We start from the raw sequence: 18,077 nt of genomic DNA, 5'->3' as shown, positions 1-18,077 counted from the left end.
AATGGTGCACCTATTAAGGTTGTAAATATTCCTATTGGAACTTCATAAGTCATTAAACTCCTTGAAAACATATCTACAAAGGTTAAATAGGTAGAACCTAAAATTATACTAAACGGTATTACAATTCTATTATCTGCTCCAAATACCATTCTAATTATATGAGGTATCATAATCCCAACTAAACTTATAATACCTCCTACTGCAACTGATGAGGTAGCTAACAAGCTTGCAAATATTATCAAAATAATCTTGTCTCTTTTTATATTAACACCTAAGTATCTAGCTTCTTTATCTTCTAATGACAATAAGTTTAGTCTCCATCTATACCTGATAATAACTAATAAAGAGATTATCATAAGTGGCATGGCACTAAATACTTTATTCCACGATGCAGTATGAAAAGATCCCATCATCCAATAAACCATACCTTGTAGTTTAAGTGGGTCCATCATTAATTGTAACAAAGAAAATAATGCTGTAAATACTGAAGATACCATAACCCCTGATAAAATCAATGCAAGAGTTGATATTTCATCATTATTTTGTGATAGAAAATAGCATAAACAAACTCCTAATAGCCCAAAGATAAAGGCTGCTAACTGTATTGGTATAATTGGCATATAAAGAGAAAGTGCCACTCCAAAAGCTGCTCCTGCTGATAATCCTAGTGTATAAGGATCTACTAGAGGATTTTTTAGTATAGATTGAAAAGTTGCCCCTGATACAGCTAGACTAGCCCCTACTAATAAAGTAAGTATTATCCTTGGTAACCTAATATTCATTAAAATATTTATATTATTTGAAGTTAGTTCTGAATTAAATATTGTATAACCTGAAAGTTTGTACAATATAGTATCTATAACTTCCATAGGATTTATAGCTTGCGCTCCTGTGCATATAGCTAGAAAAAATATAATAACTGGGCTTAAGATGAATATGTACTTTAATGATTTTTTCATTTATTAATTTCCTTTTCTATATTTCTTTATTGTATAAGAATTTCATTAAATCCTTTTGCTCTTTTTCTATATTTTTATTTCCCATTTCCTCTGGATAGAAAGTATTTGCTACTATATTTATAGCATTTAGATACTTAACTGTCCATAAGTCACAGTAGAATGCACTTGGCATTTGAACTATCTTCTTATTTTTAACACCTTCTACGTCTTTCCATTTAATATCATTATAGTAAGTTTCTGGAGTAACCTCTTGACTATTCCATATTACTATTGACTCAGGATTCCATTTTACTGCATTTTCCATAGATGCAACAAAATGTTCCTTAGTTACTTCTTTAGCAGCATTTTCAAGTCCACTGTATTCAAGTATAGTATTTCCTGTACTATCATTACCTGCAAAGTCTAAATCTGTTGGACCCCAAGTAAATACACTAGTTAATTTTTTATCTTCAGGTATACTAGAAACTATGTTTTTAGTTTCATCTAATTTTTTATTAGTATAATCAATTATTTCCTTTGCTCTGTCTTCTTTGCCTACAATTTGTCCTATTAAGTTCATCTTTGTCTCTACATCTTTAAAGTTATTTACTTGAACCCCTACTACCTTTATTCCTTGTTCTTCTAGTGCTTTGATTTCTTCACTTTCTGACCAAGCTATTACGACATCTGGCTTTAAAGCTACTATTTTCTCTACACTTCCATCTACAGCAGGTAGGCTTTTGTCAGCTACTCTTTCATCAAGTTTTGATGTTATATTGTAGATTTCTTCAGTATCATAAGTCCATTTATCTATTCCAACTACTGCATCTTTCGCTCCTAACATGTATATATCATTTAATCCACTGTTTAATAAGCATACTACTCTTTTTGCTGGATAATTTATTGTTACATCTTTTCCTCTAAAATCTGTTACTGTAATTGTTTCTTTGCTTTCTTTTTCATCTTTTACTTCTCCCTTTTGGCAACCTGCTAACATAAATATGGCTGCTGTTGCAATTAACAATACGCTGACTAACTTCTTTTTCATTTGAATTCCCCCTAATTTTTGTGATTATTAGTTTCCTATTCTAATTATTTTAATTTTTTACAAAAAAAGTCATGAAAGCTCAGATAAGCCTTCATGACTTTGATTAAATTAATTTAACTATTTTTAGTGTAATATATTTGTTACATGCGTGTCAATATAAATTGTTAAATTTTTACTTATACGCTTTAAATCCTTTTAATCTAAGTGCATTACTTACAACTGATACTGAACTTAAACTCATAGCTGCTGCTGCAAACATTGGATTTAGTAAAGGACCTCCAAAGATATATAATAATCCAGCTGCTATTGGTATACCTATTACATTGTATCCAAATGCCCAGAATAGATTTTGTTTAATATTTTTAATAGTTTCATTACTTAATTTAATAGCACTTGGTACATCCATTAAATCACTTTTCATTAAAACTATATTAGCAGACTCCATAGCTACATCTGTACCACTTCCTATAGCAATACCTATATTGGCTTTTGCAAGAGCTGGAGCATCATTTATTCCATCTCCTACCATAGCTACAAACTTACCTTGTTTTTGAAGTTTTTCCACCTCTTTTGATTTGTCCTGAGGCAATACTTCTGAAATTACTATATCTATTCCAACTTCTTTAGCTATAGCATCTGCAGTTTTTTTGTTGTCTCCTGTTACCATTGCTACCTTTATTCCCATTTCATGTAACTTTTCTATAGCTTTTTTACTATTTACTTTTACTGTGTCTGCAACTGCTATTATACCAGCTATTTGATTTTCAATTGCTATATACATTGGTGTTTTTCCAAGAGATGCTAGTTCATCACTTTTATTTTGTAAATCTTCTAAACTTATATTTCTATCTTCCATAAGCTTCTTGTTTCCAAGTAATATATTTTTATTATCTATACTAACTTCTATACCATAACCAGGTATAGCTTTAAAGTTTTCAGGCTTTTTAAATTCTATCTTATTCTCTTCTCCGTACTTAACTATAGCTTCTCCTAATGGATGTTCTGAACCTTTTTCACTACTTGCAGCTATTTGCATTAGATAAGCTTCATCTACACCATTAACTGTTATAATGTCCGTTACTTTTGGCTTACCTTCTGTTATTGTTCCTGTTTTATCAAATATTACTGTATCTACTTTATGTGCTGATTCTAATGCTTCTCCACCTTTTATTAGTATTCCATTTTCTGCTCCCTTACCTGTTCCAACCATTATAGCCGTTGGTGTAGCAAGACCTAATGCGCATGGACAAGCTATTACCAATATTGATACGAATATTGTAAGTACAAATTCTATATCCTTACCTCCAACAAAGTACCAAAGAAGTGCTGAAACTACAGCTATAGTAATAACTACAGGTACAAAGTATCCACTTACAGTATCTGCTAGTTTTGCTATTGGTGCTTTTTTGCCTTGTGCATCTTCTACAAGTTTTATTATTTGAGCTAGAGCAGTGTCACTTCCTATTTTTTCTGCCTTAAATTTTATTACTCCGTTTTTGTTTATACTAGCCCCTGTAACCTTATCACCTATATTTTTTTCTACAGGTATACTTTCTCCTGTAAGCATAGACTCATCTACAGATGTATGTCCTTCTACTACTATACCATCTACAGGTATTTTACTACCTGGCTTTACTAATATTATATCGTTAACTTCTACTTCTTCTAAGGCAACCTCTACTTCTTCATTATTTTTTATTATTATTGCTGTCTTAGGCTGAAGTCCCATTAGTTTTCTTATAGCTTCACCTGTTTTTCCCTTTGATCTTGATTCTAAGTATTTTCCAAGAAGTATTAAGGCTATTATAATACCTGCACTTTCAAAATATAATTGATGATGTCCTTGTGATACATGTAAACTTTCATTTACAATTTTTATAGTTGTGTATACACTGTAAATAAATGCTGCACTTGTACCTATTGCAACTAAAGTATCCATATTGGGATTTCTATTTATAAGTGATTTAAATCCATTAGTGTAAAACTTATATCCCGCTATCATAACTGGTATTACAAGAATTAGTTGTATAAATGCATAGTTTAAAGAATTATGCATAGGATCTATTATCATTGGTACAGGCCAAGGTCCAAAAGGTTTTGGTATCATTGTACCCATAGAAATATAAAATAATGGAATAGAAAATCCTATTGCTATTATAAATTTAGTTAATAGAGTTTTCATCTCTTTTTCTTTTCTTAATTTGTCTTCATCTACCATTTCTTTTTTTTCTTCTATAATTGTATAACCCGCTTTTTCTATTACTTGCTTTATTTGAGATATTCTAATTTTAGATGGATCGTATTCTATATTTGCTTTTTCAGTAGCTATATTAACACTACTATTTTCTACTCCATCTAGTTTTTTTGTTACTCTCTCTACTGCTTTAGAGCATGCAGCACAAGTCATTCCTCCTATTTTTAATTCTAGTATTTTATTTTGATTTTCGTTGATGACTGTGTACCCTGCCTTTTCTATTGAAGATTTTATTACTTCAAAATTTGTTTTAGATGAATCAAACTGAATATCTAGCTTTTCTGTAGCTATATTAACGCTACTACTTTCTACTCCATCTAGTTTTTTCGTTACTCTCTCTACTGCCTTTGCACATGCTGCACAGGTCATGCCTCCTATTTTATAACTATCTATTTTTAAATTTGACATTTATTTCTCCTTTCAGATTCTTTATGGTTATTGTTTAATACATACCCCCCATAGGTATATATTAAACAATATTTTTTATTATTTCAATAATTTTTTTCACTCCAATTATTAAATAGTTTTGCTAAAGTTAAAGAAATCTATATAATACTCCTTATTTAAAGTGGATTTCAAAAATATAATATTAATCTTGATAAATAAAAAAACAATAGTAGTCTAGATTTTTTAGCTACTATTGTTTTTATTTATCATTGATTTTACCTATTTCTATATACTATATTATAGATTTAATATAGTTAAATTTAAATTTCCCATTTTTTGTAGTTATATTTTTAACAAATAATTTTAGAATTATAAGTAATTATTTTAAGATGTATATTTAATAAATACTTCATTTAACTGTCTACATTCTTTTTCCAAGACACCAACTACTATTTCTACACCATTATCGATTAATTTTTTTACACCTTTTCCACACATTTTACTATTTGGATCTATGTAACCTATAACAACTTTAGAAATTTTATTTTTTATTATTGCATCTGCACAAGAAATAAATAGTTCTCCATAATTAATGCAAGGTTCTAAAGTTACATATATTGTAGATCCAGTTATATCTTCATTTGCATTATTTATAGCATTTATTCCAGCATGCTCTTTTCCATCTTCCATATGATATCCAGTACTTATTATTTTCGAATCTTTTACAATTACTGCTCCCACCATTGGATCTGAGTTTACTTTTTTACTTCCTTTTTGAGCTAATTCCAATGCTAATTTCATATATTTTTCATACATACTATTCAACTCCCCTTAGTATATTGTTACAAATTAAACAAAGCCCTAATTAAGTAATCAGGGCTTTTTACATTTATTTATATTTAATAGATTGAACAATTTAATATTAAAAATCCCTGAAATAAATAACTATTCCAGGGGTTAATATACTAATTAAATATAATTAATTATCACATCTTCTTTCATCCAGACTTTACTGTCGGCTTCGGAATTTCACCGAATCATACCTATAAGGCTCGCGGGCTTTACCGCCGGTAGGGAATTTCACCCTGCCCTGAAGATTTTTTAAGTTTTACAAGATAATTGTAAATGTATATTTATTATCTGTCAATATTATTTTTTTCTATGGTATACTATATTGTATAGAAAGGAGTGATTCTTAAATGGTAGAAATGACTGTAAAAGAATTATTTGAAATTGGTAAAACCTTTGAAAGTGCTGTAGGTGAAGGAACTAAATCTGAAAGAGCTAGAATACCTAAAAATTTTTCTAGAATAAATTTATCTGAAGAAATAATTTCTAAAATTGAAAGTATAAATCATGAGATTAATTTTTTAGTATCTGGTGAAATTTGGTGTCCTGATTTCCAAATTAATATAAGTGTTTTAAAGAAGTTCTGTGACTTAAATCCTAACTTTAATATATCTGTTATTACAATGGCTAGAGGTAAAAAGTTTCTTCCTCCAATATTAGAAATTGATAGAGAAAAATTTAAAGGACCTACTGTTGTGGCACTAGATAAAGATTTCAATACTCTTGGAGTATTTGAAGAAAGACCTAAAGTTGTAATAGACATGCCAGATTTTGAAGCAATAAAGCTTGATTATTATAAAGGTAAATATATTTTAGATACTGTTGAAGATTTTTTACATATTTTATTATAATACTTTAAAAGGAGATGCAAGCATCTCCTTTTTTAAATACATATATAAATATACTAATTTTAATGCCCTACTAAATCACTTGAATTAAATTTATGTCTTAAATTTGCTGTAGCTTTATTTATAGGTCCTTTTAAAAGTACATTTATTATTATTGACCCTATTAAAAATGCTATTAATACAACTATAGCTTTATATAAGTTTGGCTCATATATCCCCGCTACAGTCTCTCTAAGTGCAGATATTGCATGAGTAAAAGGTAATAATGGATTTACCATTTGGAAAAACTCAGGTGTTACTTGTATTGGGAAAGTTCCTCCAGAACCACCAACTTGTATAACTAATAATACTATTGCTGTAGCCTTACCCACATTTCCAAATACAGAAACTAAAGAATAAACAATAAATGTAAATACAATACTCGTAAACACTGATATTAACACAAACAATACAGGATTTATGACTTGTACTTTTAATAATAGTATATTTCCTATACTCACTATAAGTGCTTGTACTATTGCTATTGTCATAAAGGTGAATCCTCTACCAAAATAGGCCTGCCAACTTTTAACGTCTCCATGTACTTCTGTAGTAATTACTGAAACTAATAAAAGAACTCCTACCCATAAAGAAAGTATTGTATAAAAAGGTGTCATAGCCGAACCATAGTTTTCTACTGGATATAGCTTTTTAGTAACTAAGTCTACTGGTTGTTTTAAAAATTCAGCCTGACTTATTATATCATTTTTTAATAAAGTTATTAATTCATCAATTTCACTACTATTATTTACTTTAGATACTGTTGATACTAACTCATTTACCATAGATTCAGCTTTTGGTATTTGTTCATTAATAAAAGCTAAAGTATCTTTTGCACTGCCTGAAAATTCAAGCGATGTATTTAGTATTTTTTCAATACTAGGTAACTTTGCTTCTGACTTTTCTAAAACATCAATAACATTTGAAGCAACAGTTATACTTTTCTCAAAAATACTATTTATTGGTTGTCCTATTTTACTATCAAAATTATTATATAAATTTGTAGTTATAGAATTTATATCATTAGTAACTTTTAAAACTTTATTTAATTTATCTAATGAAGGAGCTTGCCCATTAGCTATTTGATCTTTTACAGTCTCTAGACTGCTAATAGCTGCATTTAGGCTACTATTTATACCTTCAAGTTGATTTATAACACCTGATAGTGGATGCCCTGGAGAAAATTTATCTATTTTCTTTAAGAAATCAATTAATACCTCAGTAGTTGATGATAAACTAGAAAGTTTCTTTTCTAAGCTATCTACTAATTGTGGTGCATCTTCTGCCCCTTGATTTATTGCATCTATTAAATTTTCTACTCCTTTAGATGCAGACGCTGATATTTCTGCTACTATGCTTAAATCGGTTTTTATTATAGGACCTATTTGATTAATACTGTCTTTACTTCCTTCTACAAAAACTTTTACATCTTTAGATAAATCTTTAGCACTTGCTAAAGTATTTTTTATTGCAGGTATATCTCCTTGTATCTCTTTAACTATATCAGAGATTTGTGAAGTAGCATCATTAGCTAAATCTATAGTATTAGTTATATCCTTAAATTTATTTTGAACTTCAACTAATGTAGTTTCAACTTTTATTAATTTAGGGAGCTCATTTTCTAACTCAATTCCTACATTATTAAAAATTTCAAATATTGTTTCACTTACTGTTTTTACAACTGTTTCATTTATTTCTAATTGAACAGTTGAGGCTCCTTTATCCGTAATTTTTGGAGCAATTGCATTTATTTTTTCATTTACAGTGTATCTAATTTCACCTTTTTTAACATCTGATGAAAGTAATGAAGTTAAATCTTTTGAAAAGTTTTTTGGAATTTCAATTGATGCATAATAAGTTCCATCTTCTACACCTTTTCTAGCTGTTTTTAAATCTACAAATTTCCATCCTAAATTTTTATCTTTTTTTAACTTATCAACTAACTCTTTACCTATATTTACATCTTTGTTAAGTGCATTAGCTCCTTTGTCAGCATTTACCACGGCTACAGATATATTTCCCGTACTTCCATATGGATCCCATGAAGCTTTAATATTAAACCAGGCATATAAAGATGGTAATATTGCAAGCCCAGTAATTATTATTAATAATACTGGATTAGTAAAAATACCTTTTATATCCTTTTTATAAATCCTAAATATATTTTTCAACTATGTTACACCTCCGTTGTTATTTATTATTATGTTATGCAAAATGTGTATAGTTATAATATGAACTGTATATATAAATTTTTCTGAATTATATATATATGTTTATGATATAATAATAATTAGCACTTTTTTAATATTTAATATTCTACTTTTTTTGATATGTTTCGACAATAGGCAATTTTTTTAAATTTGTTCAGTATAATTAGAAAGGAGGTCATTATGGCAAAAAATCCAACTCAAGTTGCAATAACAAAGCAATGTTTAAAAGACGCTTTTTGGAGTTTATATAAATCTAAAAAAATAAATCAAGTCTCAATCAAGGAAATTACTGATATAGCTGGCTACAATAGAGGCACTTTTTATCTTTATTATAAGGATGTTTATCATTTACTAGAAGAAATCGAAGATGAGCTTTTAGATTCTTTAGAGGAGGTTTCAAAATCCATGATAAATATGTTGGTAAGCTGTGAAGATTATATATATGAATGTAATAAATTTTTTGAATATTTTAAGCAAAATATGGAATATATTTCTGTACTTTTAGGCGAAAATGGAGATGCCTATTTCCAATCTAAGTATAAACAGGTATTAAAATTTCAAATTAAATCTCACCTTAATATGGATATAACTGACTATACAGAGGAAAATATAGATTTTTCTTTAGAGTTTTTCATTTCTGGCCAAATAGGATTGATGATGTACTATTTTTCTAAAAATAAGGAAGCAGATGTAGATGCTCTTATTAAAATTTCTAGAACAATAATTGCCCAAAGTGGTATTAGTGATTTATTAAAATAAACAATTCATGAAAATGCAACTAATTTTACTGAAAACTAAAGTAAATTAGTTGCACTAATATTTACTATTTTATTAGCTCTTCAAGTGCTGCCATATTATTTTCATATAACCCATATCCCATGAAAGATGCTTTTGCAAATTTCATATCTACCATTTGACAAAGCTCCTCGTAAGATTCTTCTTCTTTAAGTGCCTTTAATTCTTCAAATACAGTATTATTTTCTTGGTTTTGATTTGCAAATATAAATATAACTTCTATCTTATCAGAAAACTTTATTAGAGTTTTCTCATATGGGTATATAAGCCCTAGCTCTGATTTTATTTTATAAGTTTCTTCCATTTCTTTTTTTAGATTTTCTAATTTTTCCTTATCTCCTAAAAACTTATGTATATCTTGTACATAGTCTATAATTTTATTTTCGCTCTTATCTCCATACTTCATTCCAAGTATACATAAAGTTAAGTCTTCATTTGAATCTCTAAAACCTTTAATCAAAGGCCATTTTACTCCTATCATATCAAACTTGAAATTTTTATCTTTATCTAAATCTCCACTATATTCAATATCACATATAAAATAGTCAGTATTTTTGCCTGTGTTTTTTGAATTATTTTCTTTTGCTACTATATGGTGGTATTCCCTTTCGCCACCATCTGGTTTTTTTACACTCATCCAAAAATCCATTTGTTGCTTTATAGTAGGAATAACATCTATTACATTTTTAGTAGCTTCTATTGAATTTATTCCATCTATACATTGAACCATTACACTTTCACTAGCATTTGAAGTTACATAGTTTTTGTCAAAGTATGCTTTATACTGATTAGAGCCCTGTTCTTTTATTTTAATCAAACTACCTCCACGATAATATATGTTAAGGCTATTTTTTCTAAGTTCCATTTGTAGCGTAGAATCGGCTTTAACATATTTTAATATTTTTGATAATGGACCTTCTTTTAAATCATAAATAAATGAGTTTGATATAATTCTACCCATAAAATCACCCCTTAGAATTTTTATTTATTTTATTTACTCTTCTACTTAAATTATAGTTAATTTATAATATTTTAGCATCATGTTTAGTTATTTTTTAATGAACTAAAGATTAAATTCCTTTAACCTTTAACTTTTTTAGTCTATCTATAATTAATTTTTAAAAAAATTAGAAATTCTTATTTCATAATTAGAATTATACATATATTTATTAAATATAACATTGGCTACTTTTTCATTTTTGAATGGAGTAAACGCTACTCTTCTATATTTATAGAGATTATTTTTAATTCTATTTGCTTTTTTTATATTATTTATAATTGGCTTAATTTCATCAATATAATCTTCTATTAATTCTCTATCATTATTTAATAATGCATTTGTAATAACATTAGCGGCTTTCATACCTGATAATACTGCAAAGTATATTCCTTCACCTGTTATAGGGTCTGCAAATCCTGCTGCATCACCTACTAGTACAATATTTTTTTCTTTATTGATTGGATAATTTAAGTACTCTCCAAATGGTATAATAGCCCCTTTAAAGTCTTTTCTTTCACATTTTATTCCTAGGTTATTTAAAAAAACTTCAAACTCTTTTTTAAAATCAATATCCTTACTATAATTTGCTCCTAACCCTACGGTTAAGCAATCTTCTTTTGGAAATATCCATCCATATCCATATGGAACTATTCCATAATACAGGCTCATTTTATTACTATCATAATCTATCTCTTTCTTATTTATGTCTACTTGCAGGCAAAATCCATTGGTCTTAAAATTTTTATTTACAATAGAGTGGGTTAATCCTACTGCACCATCTGCTCCTATTATATAATCATAGTCTATTATTTCGTTATTGGATAACATAAGGTGTTTTTGTTTGGTACTTATATAGTTAACCTTTATTCCTTCTATTATTTTCCCACCCTTTTCTTTATATGTATTTACTAAGTATTCATCAAATTCAAATCTATCTACTAAATGAGTACTTTCTTCTGTTTTTACATCTGCTAAATGTTCATATTCTACATATAGGCTTGCTTTTGTACTCACTACTGTATTTTTTCCATTAAATTCTTTTCCTAAATTTAAAGAATTTATTAAGTCCATAGCTTTCCCTGTTATTCCACCTGCACATAATTTATTTCTTGGGAAAGTTTGTTTATCTATTACACAACAAGAAATATTATTGTTTATCAAACTATGAGCTGCTGCCATTCCTGCTGGTCCTGCTCCTATAATTACGACACTATACTTCATATCTTCCTCCTAATGTATATTATGGATATAATTATTTTTTCCATTATTTATCATATTTATCCATAATACTAGTAACAAAAATACACCCTAGCAATAATTAATATTATTGTCAGGGTGTACCTCTATTTATATTATATATTTAGTTCGTACTAAATTTATTTTGACTTTTTACATCTTTAATTATTACCATATTACATGAGAAAACTTACTTACTTTCTCAGCTACTTCTTTATTTCCTGGTCTTTGGCAATGAGGTAGCTTATTATTACTATGTGTTTTATGATGTTCTATGCATTCTTTACATTTTCCATGTCTTATGCATTTTATACTTTTACAAGTACACTTATTATTACTATTATCTAACATATTCCCCTCCTTATAAATAATTCGAATTTATTTCTAATTTATATATTAACATAATTTAACCAGGCACAAAAGATGTCTTATTAGATGTTTAAGTCTAATTTGTATATAAGAAATCGTTCTTGATTGTCACTAGCAAAAGCATGATCTAAAATTACTTCTTTTTGTAAGATTAAGCTTGTTTCATTTTCTAAAAAATATATATAGTCATCTGATGGATAATACAATATCAACTCAATATCTTTGCTGTATTGATATGCTGAATCTAATATATTACCTACTATTTTTCTAAATATCTGAACTGAAAATGGATTAAAAAAGTAAAATTTATTTTCTAAAGGTTTTATTTCATAATCTTGTGCATAACAACATGAGAACTCTATGTCTTTACTATTTGTATTATATTTTAATAAGTAATTTTCTTTATTTAAAAGGCATTCTTTATAATAATCTTCATCCATTTCTATTCCTGTAACTTTTGCTTTAAAGAAATAATTAATATAAAAATTCAATCTCCCTTTACCGCAGCCAAAATCTACGATAGAATCTTTTTCTTTTACAGTATATTCCTTAAATAAAGTTTCTAAAGCATCGTAAGAAGTTGCTTGATATGGGTGATAATGTTTTACTTTTTCACTCCATAGCTCCTCTCCACTAGTTTTTATGTTTAACAACTCTTCATATTGATTTTCTTTCATTATTAATCCTTTCCACATTTCTAATACATGCTCTATAAACATATCCTATCCTATTTTTGTTTTTGTCATTTATTTATATAATTTTTGTACCAACTAGATATAACCTCTATACTCTCCTTTGATGGATAGAATAACTTGTCTTTACTTTTTTCCCCCATTGCAAATACCGAAAATCCTTTTATATAATCTTCGTTTTCAAATACAATCTTATAGCTTTCAAAACATCTGGCTTGCTCTTTATCATTCGGAGTATTTGATGCCATCATATTCCATGGCTCCGTTGCTGCGTTATTTTTTCTAGGAAATCCTAGTTCACCAAAAAATATAGGCTTATTATATTTTTCATAAAAATTTTTAATTTCTTGTTTTATATTCTGGTTTCTATTATATACTTTAGATTTACTTAAATAACTTACAAGTTCCTCTACAGTATTAGTACCTTTATCACTTAATTCAAAATAACAAGCTATAGAAATAAAATCAACCTCAGAAAATATTTTATTGTTTAATTTATCATTATAAGCTTTGATACTTTCTTCATCCCAGTTAGCAGTATACCACCAACTAGTTCTATAGGTTACCAATCCGTTGAACTTTGATTTTACAAAATCTATTATTCTACACCAATTGTCTTCATATCCCTCTAGCTTCTCAAAGTTAGATGCTACGTTTATAATTTCAACATCATAAACATTTGCAACATCATTAATTAATACTTTAAGAATATTCTTCCAATTCCGAAAAAACATTTCCTTATTTTGTGGATTGTATTGAGTTTCGTATTTGCTTCCATTGTCAATCCACGGAAAAGCTTCTAGTATAACTTTTATATTTTTTTCTTTGAGTATCTTTATAAGTTCTATAGCTTTATTTTTACTGTATTCATCTATTTTTATATCGTTAGAATTTAGATTTTTTATATTTATAACCACTGGTACATTGACAGTATTTGCATTAACTAAATCTATATCTTTTAAAACTTGGTCAATATTATAATCTGTTGCCAAATTTATAGACTTTATTTTGTCAACGCAAGTGTTCTCTTCACTTTTTATAATCATAGAAAGGGAAGATAGTATTACTAATATGCTTATAATCAAAAATATTTTATTTTTCATTTATTCACCTTATACTATTTTTTATATTTACGCACTAGGAATATTGTAGCTATAATTAATGTCAGAAGTAAGCCTACTGACACTACTATGAATATTTTGGTATCTTCATTTAATTTAATTATTTCTGTATTTTTACCTTCTTTTTCTTCCTTTACATTATCATTATCTTCTTTAAAATCTAGATTTTTAACAACTTCATTTCTATCTATAATTACAGTATCTTCTTGTAGTAAATTTGCATACTCTACTTCACTTAAATACCTACTTGCTATGCTTAAATCTTTTGGGTTAATCGCAGTTATTACTAAATAGCTTGTACCTTTTTTGTATGGTGATTCTATATGCTGTATAGTTGTTGTTTCTTTGTCGTATCCTGATTCTTTTATAAATTTGATTTTATCATTACTTTCAAATCCTGTAAAATCATTATTAAATTTTATATTTAATTTATCATTTATATCTTTCATTGCTTTATTATCACTTGGCGTTCCTATTATTATTGTGTTTTTGTCTTTGTTGCTATTTATAAAATCTTCATCTGTTACAATATTTACTTGTGAACTATTGTATTTTACTTCTCTTCCAATATAAGATACTATATTTGCAATATTTGTTAATTGATTTGAGCTAACATTACTTGGTATTACTATTTCTAATTGGTTTGTAGTTCCGTTATTTACAAACGGGTATGGATATGAATTAAGATTTAAAGATTTGTTATCCTTATAATCAAAATCAATATATGAACTATTTAATATATATGCCCATGGGTTGTCCATTTCCCTAGTAACACATTCTAAATCCAGTACTGTCAAATTAAATACTATTTTCATTTGATAATAATTTTGATTTAATGCATCTTCTGGTAAATTAATATTTAAATTGTCGTTATCAGCTTTCTCTAGACTTAGTTTTTTGCTTCCTATTGGTATATTATTTATATATACAGTTGCTAAAGACCTCTCGAAATCTAAATTTTTTGAATACCTAAAATCTAAATTTACTTTAGACCCTAACTTTGATAGTTTACTTTTAGGTATTGATAAATCATATACTACCTCTTGAGAAAAAGGTCCTTTGACTAGAGCATTATCATATCCTAAATCTCTTAAATATACTTTATTATTATTATTAGATTTTTTATATAGATCTTCTACGTCTGTATTTTTATTCACGTATATACTTTCTTTGTTTAGATTTTTAATTAAATCATTACTACTTATTAATTGTATTGCCTTTTTTAAAGATTCTTTATCATCATATATTATTGTTAATATTTTCTTATTTTTGTTTTTATATGGCGAATTAGAAAGCTTTACAATTGCATTTTCCTTAATATTTTCTATTTCTTCCTGTGTAATTAGTTTCAGTATATCGCTAGAGGTATTTTCTATTCCACCTATATAAATAATATTTTTATCATCATTTTTTATTTCCGATTCATATTTAACTTCTATTTTAAATCTATTATTTTTCAATTTCTTGCCTAGATCTAGACTTAAGTTCATAGCACTGTTTATTTCTTCAATTGTACTATTATCTGGTATTGCTATTACAGTATCTAAGTTTTGAGATTGATCTACTTGTGCAAATATCTCTGGATATTTGCTAATTAAATTTTCAATTTTTCCATGATTATATTTTAAGTTTATATTTGATTCTTTGTGTATAACTAACCAGTTTGCAATATTTGAATCATCTCTACAAACTTTATCTGATATAGTTTTATATGATTTTATAACTAAACTATTTACTCCTGGTTTTATAATGTCTTTTGGGATTGTTATTTCTACTTCATCTTTATATTGTTTTTCACCATCTAGTTTTTTTGAGTATATTGGAGTACCATTTACTATAACTGTAATAGTTGAGTAATCTATATCTAAAAGTTCACTTTTTGTAAAGACTAAATTAAGTTTAGCATCCTCAACATTCCAATTTTCATATGCTTTAAAAAACTTTTCCGTACTACTTATTACTCCACTCATAGGTATATCTTGTTCAAACTTATAAGTTTCAACATTATTATACGCAGATACTGAGCTAGTATTTGATAATATAATCATTAGAGATATTAGTAATGATATTATTTTATTCATATTGTGCATCTCCCTAAAATCGTTCTGTTTTGTACCATTTAACTTCTCTTTTATAAATTACATCTTTAAAGTAACCAATCATACCTTTAATAGCTACAAATAACCACATTTGAGAGTAAGTAAAATACATTAGTGCAACTAAAAATATATTTTCTAACCCTCCTTCTCCTTTTTCCATGCTAAGAGTTATGCTCACCTGTAGTATAAATAGGATATATGATAGTATCCATACTATCAAAAAGTTAAATGGTATATTAACTTCTACTATATTGAATAAACCTAAGATAAATATTATATCTGAAATTACTACAGATGATAAAAATAAAAAATATACAGAAAAAAAATATAAAATATCAAAAATTGCTTTATTTTTTTTCCCTTTAAATATATCTTTCATATATTTAACAACTACGTAAATATTTCCTTTTACCCATCTAGTTCTTTGTTTTATCCATATGTTGATGGTCTCAGGCTCTTGTTCCCAAGTTACTGATTGTGGAACGTATGTTATGCTTTGACCCATTTTATAAATCCTTAAGCTTATTTCTGTATCTTCTGCTATAGCCTTAGTGTCCCATCCACCTAATGTTTCAATGGTTGTTTTTCTAAGAACAAAGTTAGTACCTGGAATTGTGCAAAGTCCTAACAAGTTTTTACGACCAGCTTGCGCTATCCATTGAAAACTTAATGTTTCTATGTTTATAAACTTAGTTAAAATATTTCTTTGTTTATTTCTTGTTCTAAATTTTCCTATAACTGCTCCAAGGTTGTCGTCTCTTACGATAGTTTGAATTAGGTATCTCAAGGCTGTTCTTTCTGGTGTATTATCCGCATCATATATAGCTATAAAATCCCCTTTGGCTATTTGGTATCCAATATTTAAAGCATTTGATTTACCCTTTCCTCCGGTTATATTGTCAGTATTTATTACTGTAAAATTATAGTTTCTATATTTATTTTTTATGCTTTGTAGTATGTCTTTTGAATCATCACTTGAGTTATCATTTATAACTATAAGCTCCCTTTTATCAATAGGATAGTCTAGTAAAAGTAAGGACTCTACTGTCTTACCTATAACCATGCCTTCATTGTGTGCAGGAACTAATATAGAAACAAATGGGTATTCATCAAGTTTCTCATCTTTAAATTTTAAATTCTTTAAGTAAAATATATATCCATTTATTGCAAGTATGATGTTTAATCCTAGTGTAGACCATATAGAAAGTAAGGATAAAAGGAATACATAATCTATTATTGATAAATCCAAATTGTTACCTCCTTTTAAATTTTTTTCTATTTATAACTCTAAATACAATAAATATTAAAGTAAATAGTACTAATATTATAGAAATAAATAATACAATAAAATTATTTATTTTTTCCATTCTACTTTCAATCTTATTGTGTCCTTCATTTTTATCTTTAACTTTGTCTTTATATATATCTATATCTTTGTCATAACTAACTTGTATCTCATCATCACTTGAGAATATACTTATATCTTTTATTTTTACATAATTATTATTATTTTTTAAATCTAAAAAACTTATATCTTTTTCTCTAATATAATCAATTACTTCTTTTAAATGTTTAATATCTATATCTGAACTAAAACGAAGTCCTGCTGTATAACCTCTAACAACTGATACTTTTTCTATTTTTTCTTTTATTTGATCAATACTATAATCATTTTCAATTTTTAGTGTTCCTAAATTCTCAAACATTAGTGTATTGAAATACTGACTTTCATTTATTTTATATGGCAATGTTTTATTGTAAATTATTGCAGTTGAAAAATATTTTTTTATTATTTTATAGTTTTCTTTATTTATGTTTTCAGAGGATATATTTAATCCTAGTGGATATATTTCATTTTGAACAAGAATTCTTACATCATTAAGTGTTTTTTCATTTATTAATGTTTCAATATCTAGATTATCACTATCTTCTATATTTAAAATAAATGATGCACCTATCTCTTCAAAATATTTAAGCGTCTCTATACTATTTTTATTTATAGTCTTAATACTAACAATTAAAGGTATATTTTTAGAGTTTAAATATTCTCCTATTTCATTTAGCTTATTCTTATTCTTAATTTTTTCTACTTCATCTATTATTAAAAAAATGCTCGGTTCATTAAAGGATTTAACTTTATAAAAATCATTTAAACTGTCTTCAAATATATAATTTAAACTAATGGTGTAATG

14 protein-coding genes, 1 pseudogene and 1 riboswitch are annotated in these 18,077 nt (G+C 27.0%); of the genes and pseudogenes, 2 read left to right on the top strand and 13 right to left on the bottom strand.

Translation table 11 applies throughout. The features are described from left to right. The 4 genes from ACRC03_RS13840 to ACRC03_RS13825 form a co-directional block, all read right to left on the bottom strand. Window positions 1-959, bottom strand: a 959-nt coding sequence (locus tag ACRC03_RS13840; RefSeq protein WP_438653171.1) for a FecCD family ABC transporter permease, incomplete at its 3' end; no start/stop codon positions are given. A gap of 16 nt (window positions 960-975) precedes the next feature. After that, window positions 976-1,986 carry an ABC transporter substrate-binding protein gene (locus tag ACRC03_RS13835; RefSeq protein ID WP_438653170.1) on the bottom strand — a complete coding sequence of 337 codons (1,011 nt, stop codon included), beginning with the start codon at window positions 1,984-1,986 and terminating at the stop codon, window positions 976-978. Window positions 1,987-2,158: 172 nt separating this feature from the next. Then, the gene (locus ACRC03_RS13830; RefSeq protein WP_438653169.1) at window positions 2,159-4,648 is read right to left on the bottom strand and encodes a heavy metal translocating P-type ATPase; all 2,490 of its coding nucleotides are present in this window, start codon (window positions 4,646-4,648) and stop codon (window positions 2,159-2,161) included. 363 nt (window positions 4,649-5,011) lie between these two features. Then, window positions 5,012-5,443, bottom strand: a complete 432-nt coding sequence (locus tag ACRC03_RS13825) for a bifunctional diaminohydroxyphosphoribosylaminopyrimidine deaminase/5-amino-6-(5-phosphoribosylamino)uracil reductase RibD (protein ID WP_438653168.1) — start codon at window positions 5,441-5,443, stop codon at window positions 5,012-5,014. A gap of 170 nt (window positions 5,444-5,613) precedes the next feature. After that, window positions 5,614-5,729, bottom strand: a riboswitch (FMN riboswitch). Window positions 5,730-5,826: 97 nt separating this feature from the next. On the opposite strand from ACRC03_RS13825, the gene ACRC03_RS13820 reads away from it, so the two are divergent. Further along, the gene (locus ACRC03_RS13820) at window positions 5,827-6,327 is read left to right on the top strand and encodes a thioredoxin family protein (protein ID WP_438653167.1); all 501 of its coding nucleotides are present in this window, start codon (window positions 5,827-5,829) and stop codon (window positions 6,325-6,327) included. 59 nt (window positions 6,328-6,386) lie between these two features. Here the strand turns inward: ACRC03_RS13820 and ACRC03_RS13815 are convergent, their stop codons facing one another. Next, complete coding sequence (locus ACRC03_RS13815) at window positions 6,387-8,534, bottom strand: YhgE/Pip family protein (RefSeq protein ID WP_438653166.1); 2,148 nt, start codon at window positions 8,532-8,534, stop codon at window positions 6,387-6,389. Between the two features lie 219 nt (window positions 8,535-8,753). Between ACRC03_RS13815 and ACRC03_RS13810 the strand changes: the two genes are divergently transcribed. Further along, window positions 8,754-9,332: a TetR/AcrR family transcriptional regulator gene (locus tag ACRC03_RS13810; protein WP_438653165.1), complete on the top strand. Its 579-nt coding sequence runs from the start codon at window positions 8,754-8,756 to the stop codon at window positions 9,330-9,332. A gap of 64 nt (window positions 9,333-9,396) precedes the next feature. Here ACRC03_RS13810 and ACRC03_RS13805 read toward each other — a convergent pair whose 3' ends face one another. The 8 genes and pseudogenes from ACRC03_RS13805 to ACRC03_RS13770 all read right to left on the bottom strand — a co-directional run. Next, entirely contained in the window at window positions 9,397-10,329 is a 933-nt protein-coding gene (locus tag ACRC03_RS13805) for a hypothetical protein (protein ID WP_438653164.1), read from the bottom strand. A gap of 150 nt (window positions 10,330-10,479) precedes the next feature. After that, window positions 10,480-11,589 (bottom strand): NAD(P)/FAD-dependent oxidoreductase, encoded by a 1,110-nt coding sequence (locus ACRC03_RS13800; protein ID WP_438653163.1) that lies wholly within the window; start codon window positions 11,587-11,589, stop codon window positions 10,480-10,482. 183 nt (window positions 11,590-11,772) lie between these two features. Further along, window positions 11,773-11,955, bottom strand: a complete 183-nt coding sequence (locus ACRC03_RS13795; protein ID WP_438653162.1) for a hypothetical protein — start codon at window positions 11,953-11,955, stop codon at window positions 11,773-11,775. A gap of 80 nt (window positions 11,956-12,035) precedes the next feature. After that, entirely contained in the window at window positions 12,036-12,692 is a 657-nt protein-coding gene (locus ACRC03_RS13790) for a methyltransferase (protein ID WP_438653161.1), read from the bottom strand. A gap of 23 nt (window positions 12,693-12,715) precedes the next feature. Next, window positions 12,716-13,768, bottom strand: a complete 1,053-nt coding sequence (locus tag ACRC03_RS13785; protein WP_438653160.1) for a glycoside hydrolase family 113 — start codon at window positions 13,766-13,768, stop codon at window positions 12,716-12,718. A gap of 14 nt (window positions 13,769-13,782) precedes the next feature. Further along, window positions 13,783-15,867 (bottom strand): cellulose biosynthesis cyclic di-GMP-binding regulatory protein BcsB, encoded by a 2,085-nt coding sequence (locus ACRC03_RS13780; RefSeq protein ID WP_438653159.1) that lies wholly within the window; start codon window positions 15,865-15,867, stop codon window positions 13,783-13,785. 13 nt (window positions 15,868-15,880) lie between these two features. Then, complete coding sequence (locus ACRC03_RS13775) at window positions 15,881-17,134, bottom strand: glycosyltransferase (RefSeq protein ID WP_438653158.1); 1,254 nt, start codon at window positions 17,132-17,134, stop codon at window positions 15,881-15,883. A 4-nt stretch (window positions 17,135-17,138) separates the two neighbouring features. Continuing rightward, window positions 17,139-18,077: pseudogene (locus tag ACRC03_RS13770) on the bottom strand (hypothetical protein); the annotation flags it as partial.

The sequence above is a fragment of the Romboutsia sp. genome (assembly GCF_051659545.1).
GTDB lineage: Bacteria > Bacillota > Clostridia > Peptostreptococcales > Peptostreptococcaceae > JBOFOR01.
Note: the sequence above shows the minus strand (reverse complement) of the source record. Positions and strands in the feature narration are given on the sequence as shown.

What these genes read in the sequence shown, in the direction of transcription:
- ACRC03_RS13835 (WP_438653170.1), bottom strand. Translation starts at nt 1,986, where the DNA reads ATGAAAAAGAAGTTAGTCAGCGTATTGTTAATTGCAACAGCAGCCATA.
- ACRC03_RS13830 (WP_438653169.1), bottom strand. Translation starts at nt 4,648, where the DNA reads ATGTCAAATTTAAAAATAGATAGTTATAAAATAGGAGGCATGACCTGT.
- ACRC03_RS13825 (WP_438653168.1), bottom strand. Translation starts at nt 5,443, where the DNA reads ATGTATGAAAAATATATGAAATTAGCATTGGAATTAGCTCAAAAAGGA.
- ACRC03_RS13820 (WP_438653167.1), top strand. Translation starts at nt 5,827, where the DNA reads ATGGTAGAAATGACTGTAAAAGAATTATTTGAAATTGGTAAAACCTTT.
- ACRC03_RS13810 (WP_438653165.1), top strand. Translation starts at nt 8,754, where the DNA reads ATGGCAAAAAATCCAACTCAAGTTGCAATAACAAAGCAATGTTTAAAA.
- ACRC03_RS13805 (WP_438653164.1), bottom strand. Translation starts at nt 10,329, where the DNA reads ATGGGTAGAATTATATCAAACTCATTTATTTATGATTTAAAAGAAGGT.
- ACRC03_RS13800 (WP_438653163.1), bottom strand. Translation starts at nt 11,589, where the DNA reads ATGAAGTATAGTGTCGTAATTATAGGAGCAGGACCAGCAGGAATGGCA.
- ACRC03_RS13795 (WP_438653162.1), bottom strand. Translation starts at nt 11,955, where the DNA reads ATGTTAGATAATAGTAATAATAAGTGTACTTGTAAAAGTATAAAATGC.
- ACRC03_RS13790 (WP_438653161.1), bottom strand. Translation starts at nt 12,692, where the DNA reads ATGTTTATAGAGCATGTATTAGAAATGTGGAAAGGATTAATAATGAAA.
- ACRC03_RS13785 (WP_438653160.1), bottom strand. Translation starts at nt 13,768, where the DNA reads ATGAAAAATAAAATATTTTTGATTATAAGCATATTAGTAATACTATCT.
- ACRC03_RS13780 (WP_438653159.1), bottom strand. Translation starts at nt 15,867, where the DNA reads ATGAATAAAATAATATCATTACTAATATCTCTAATGATTATATTATCA.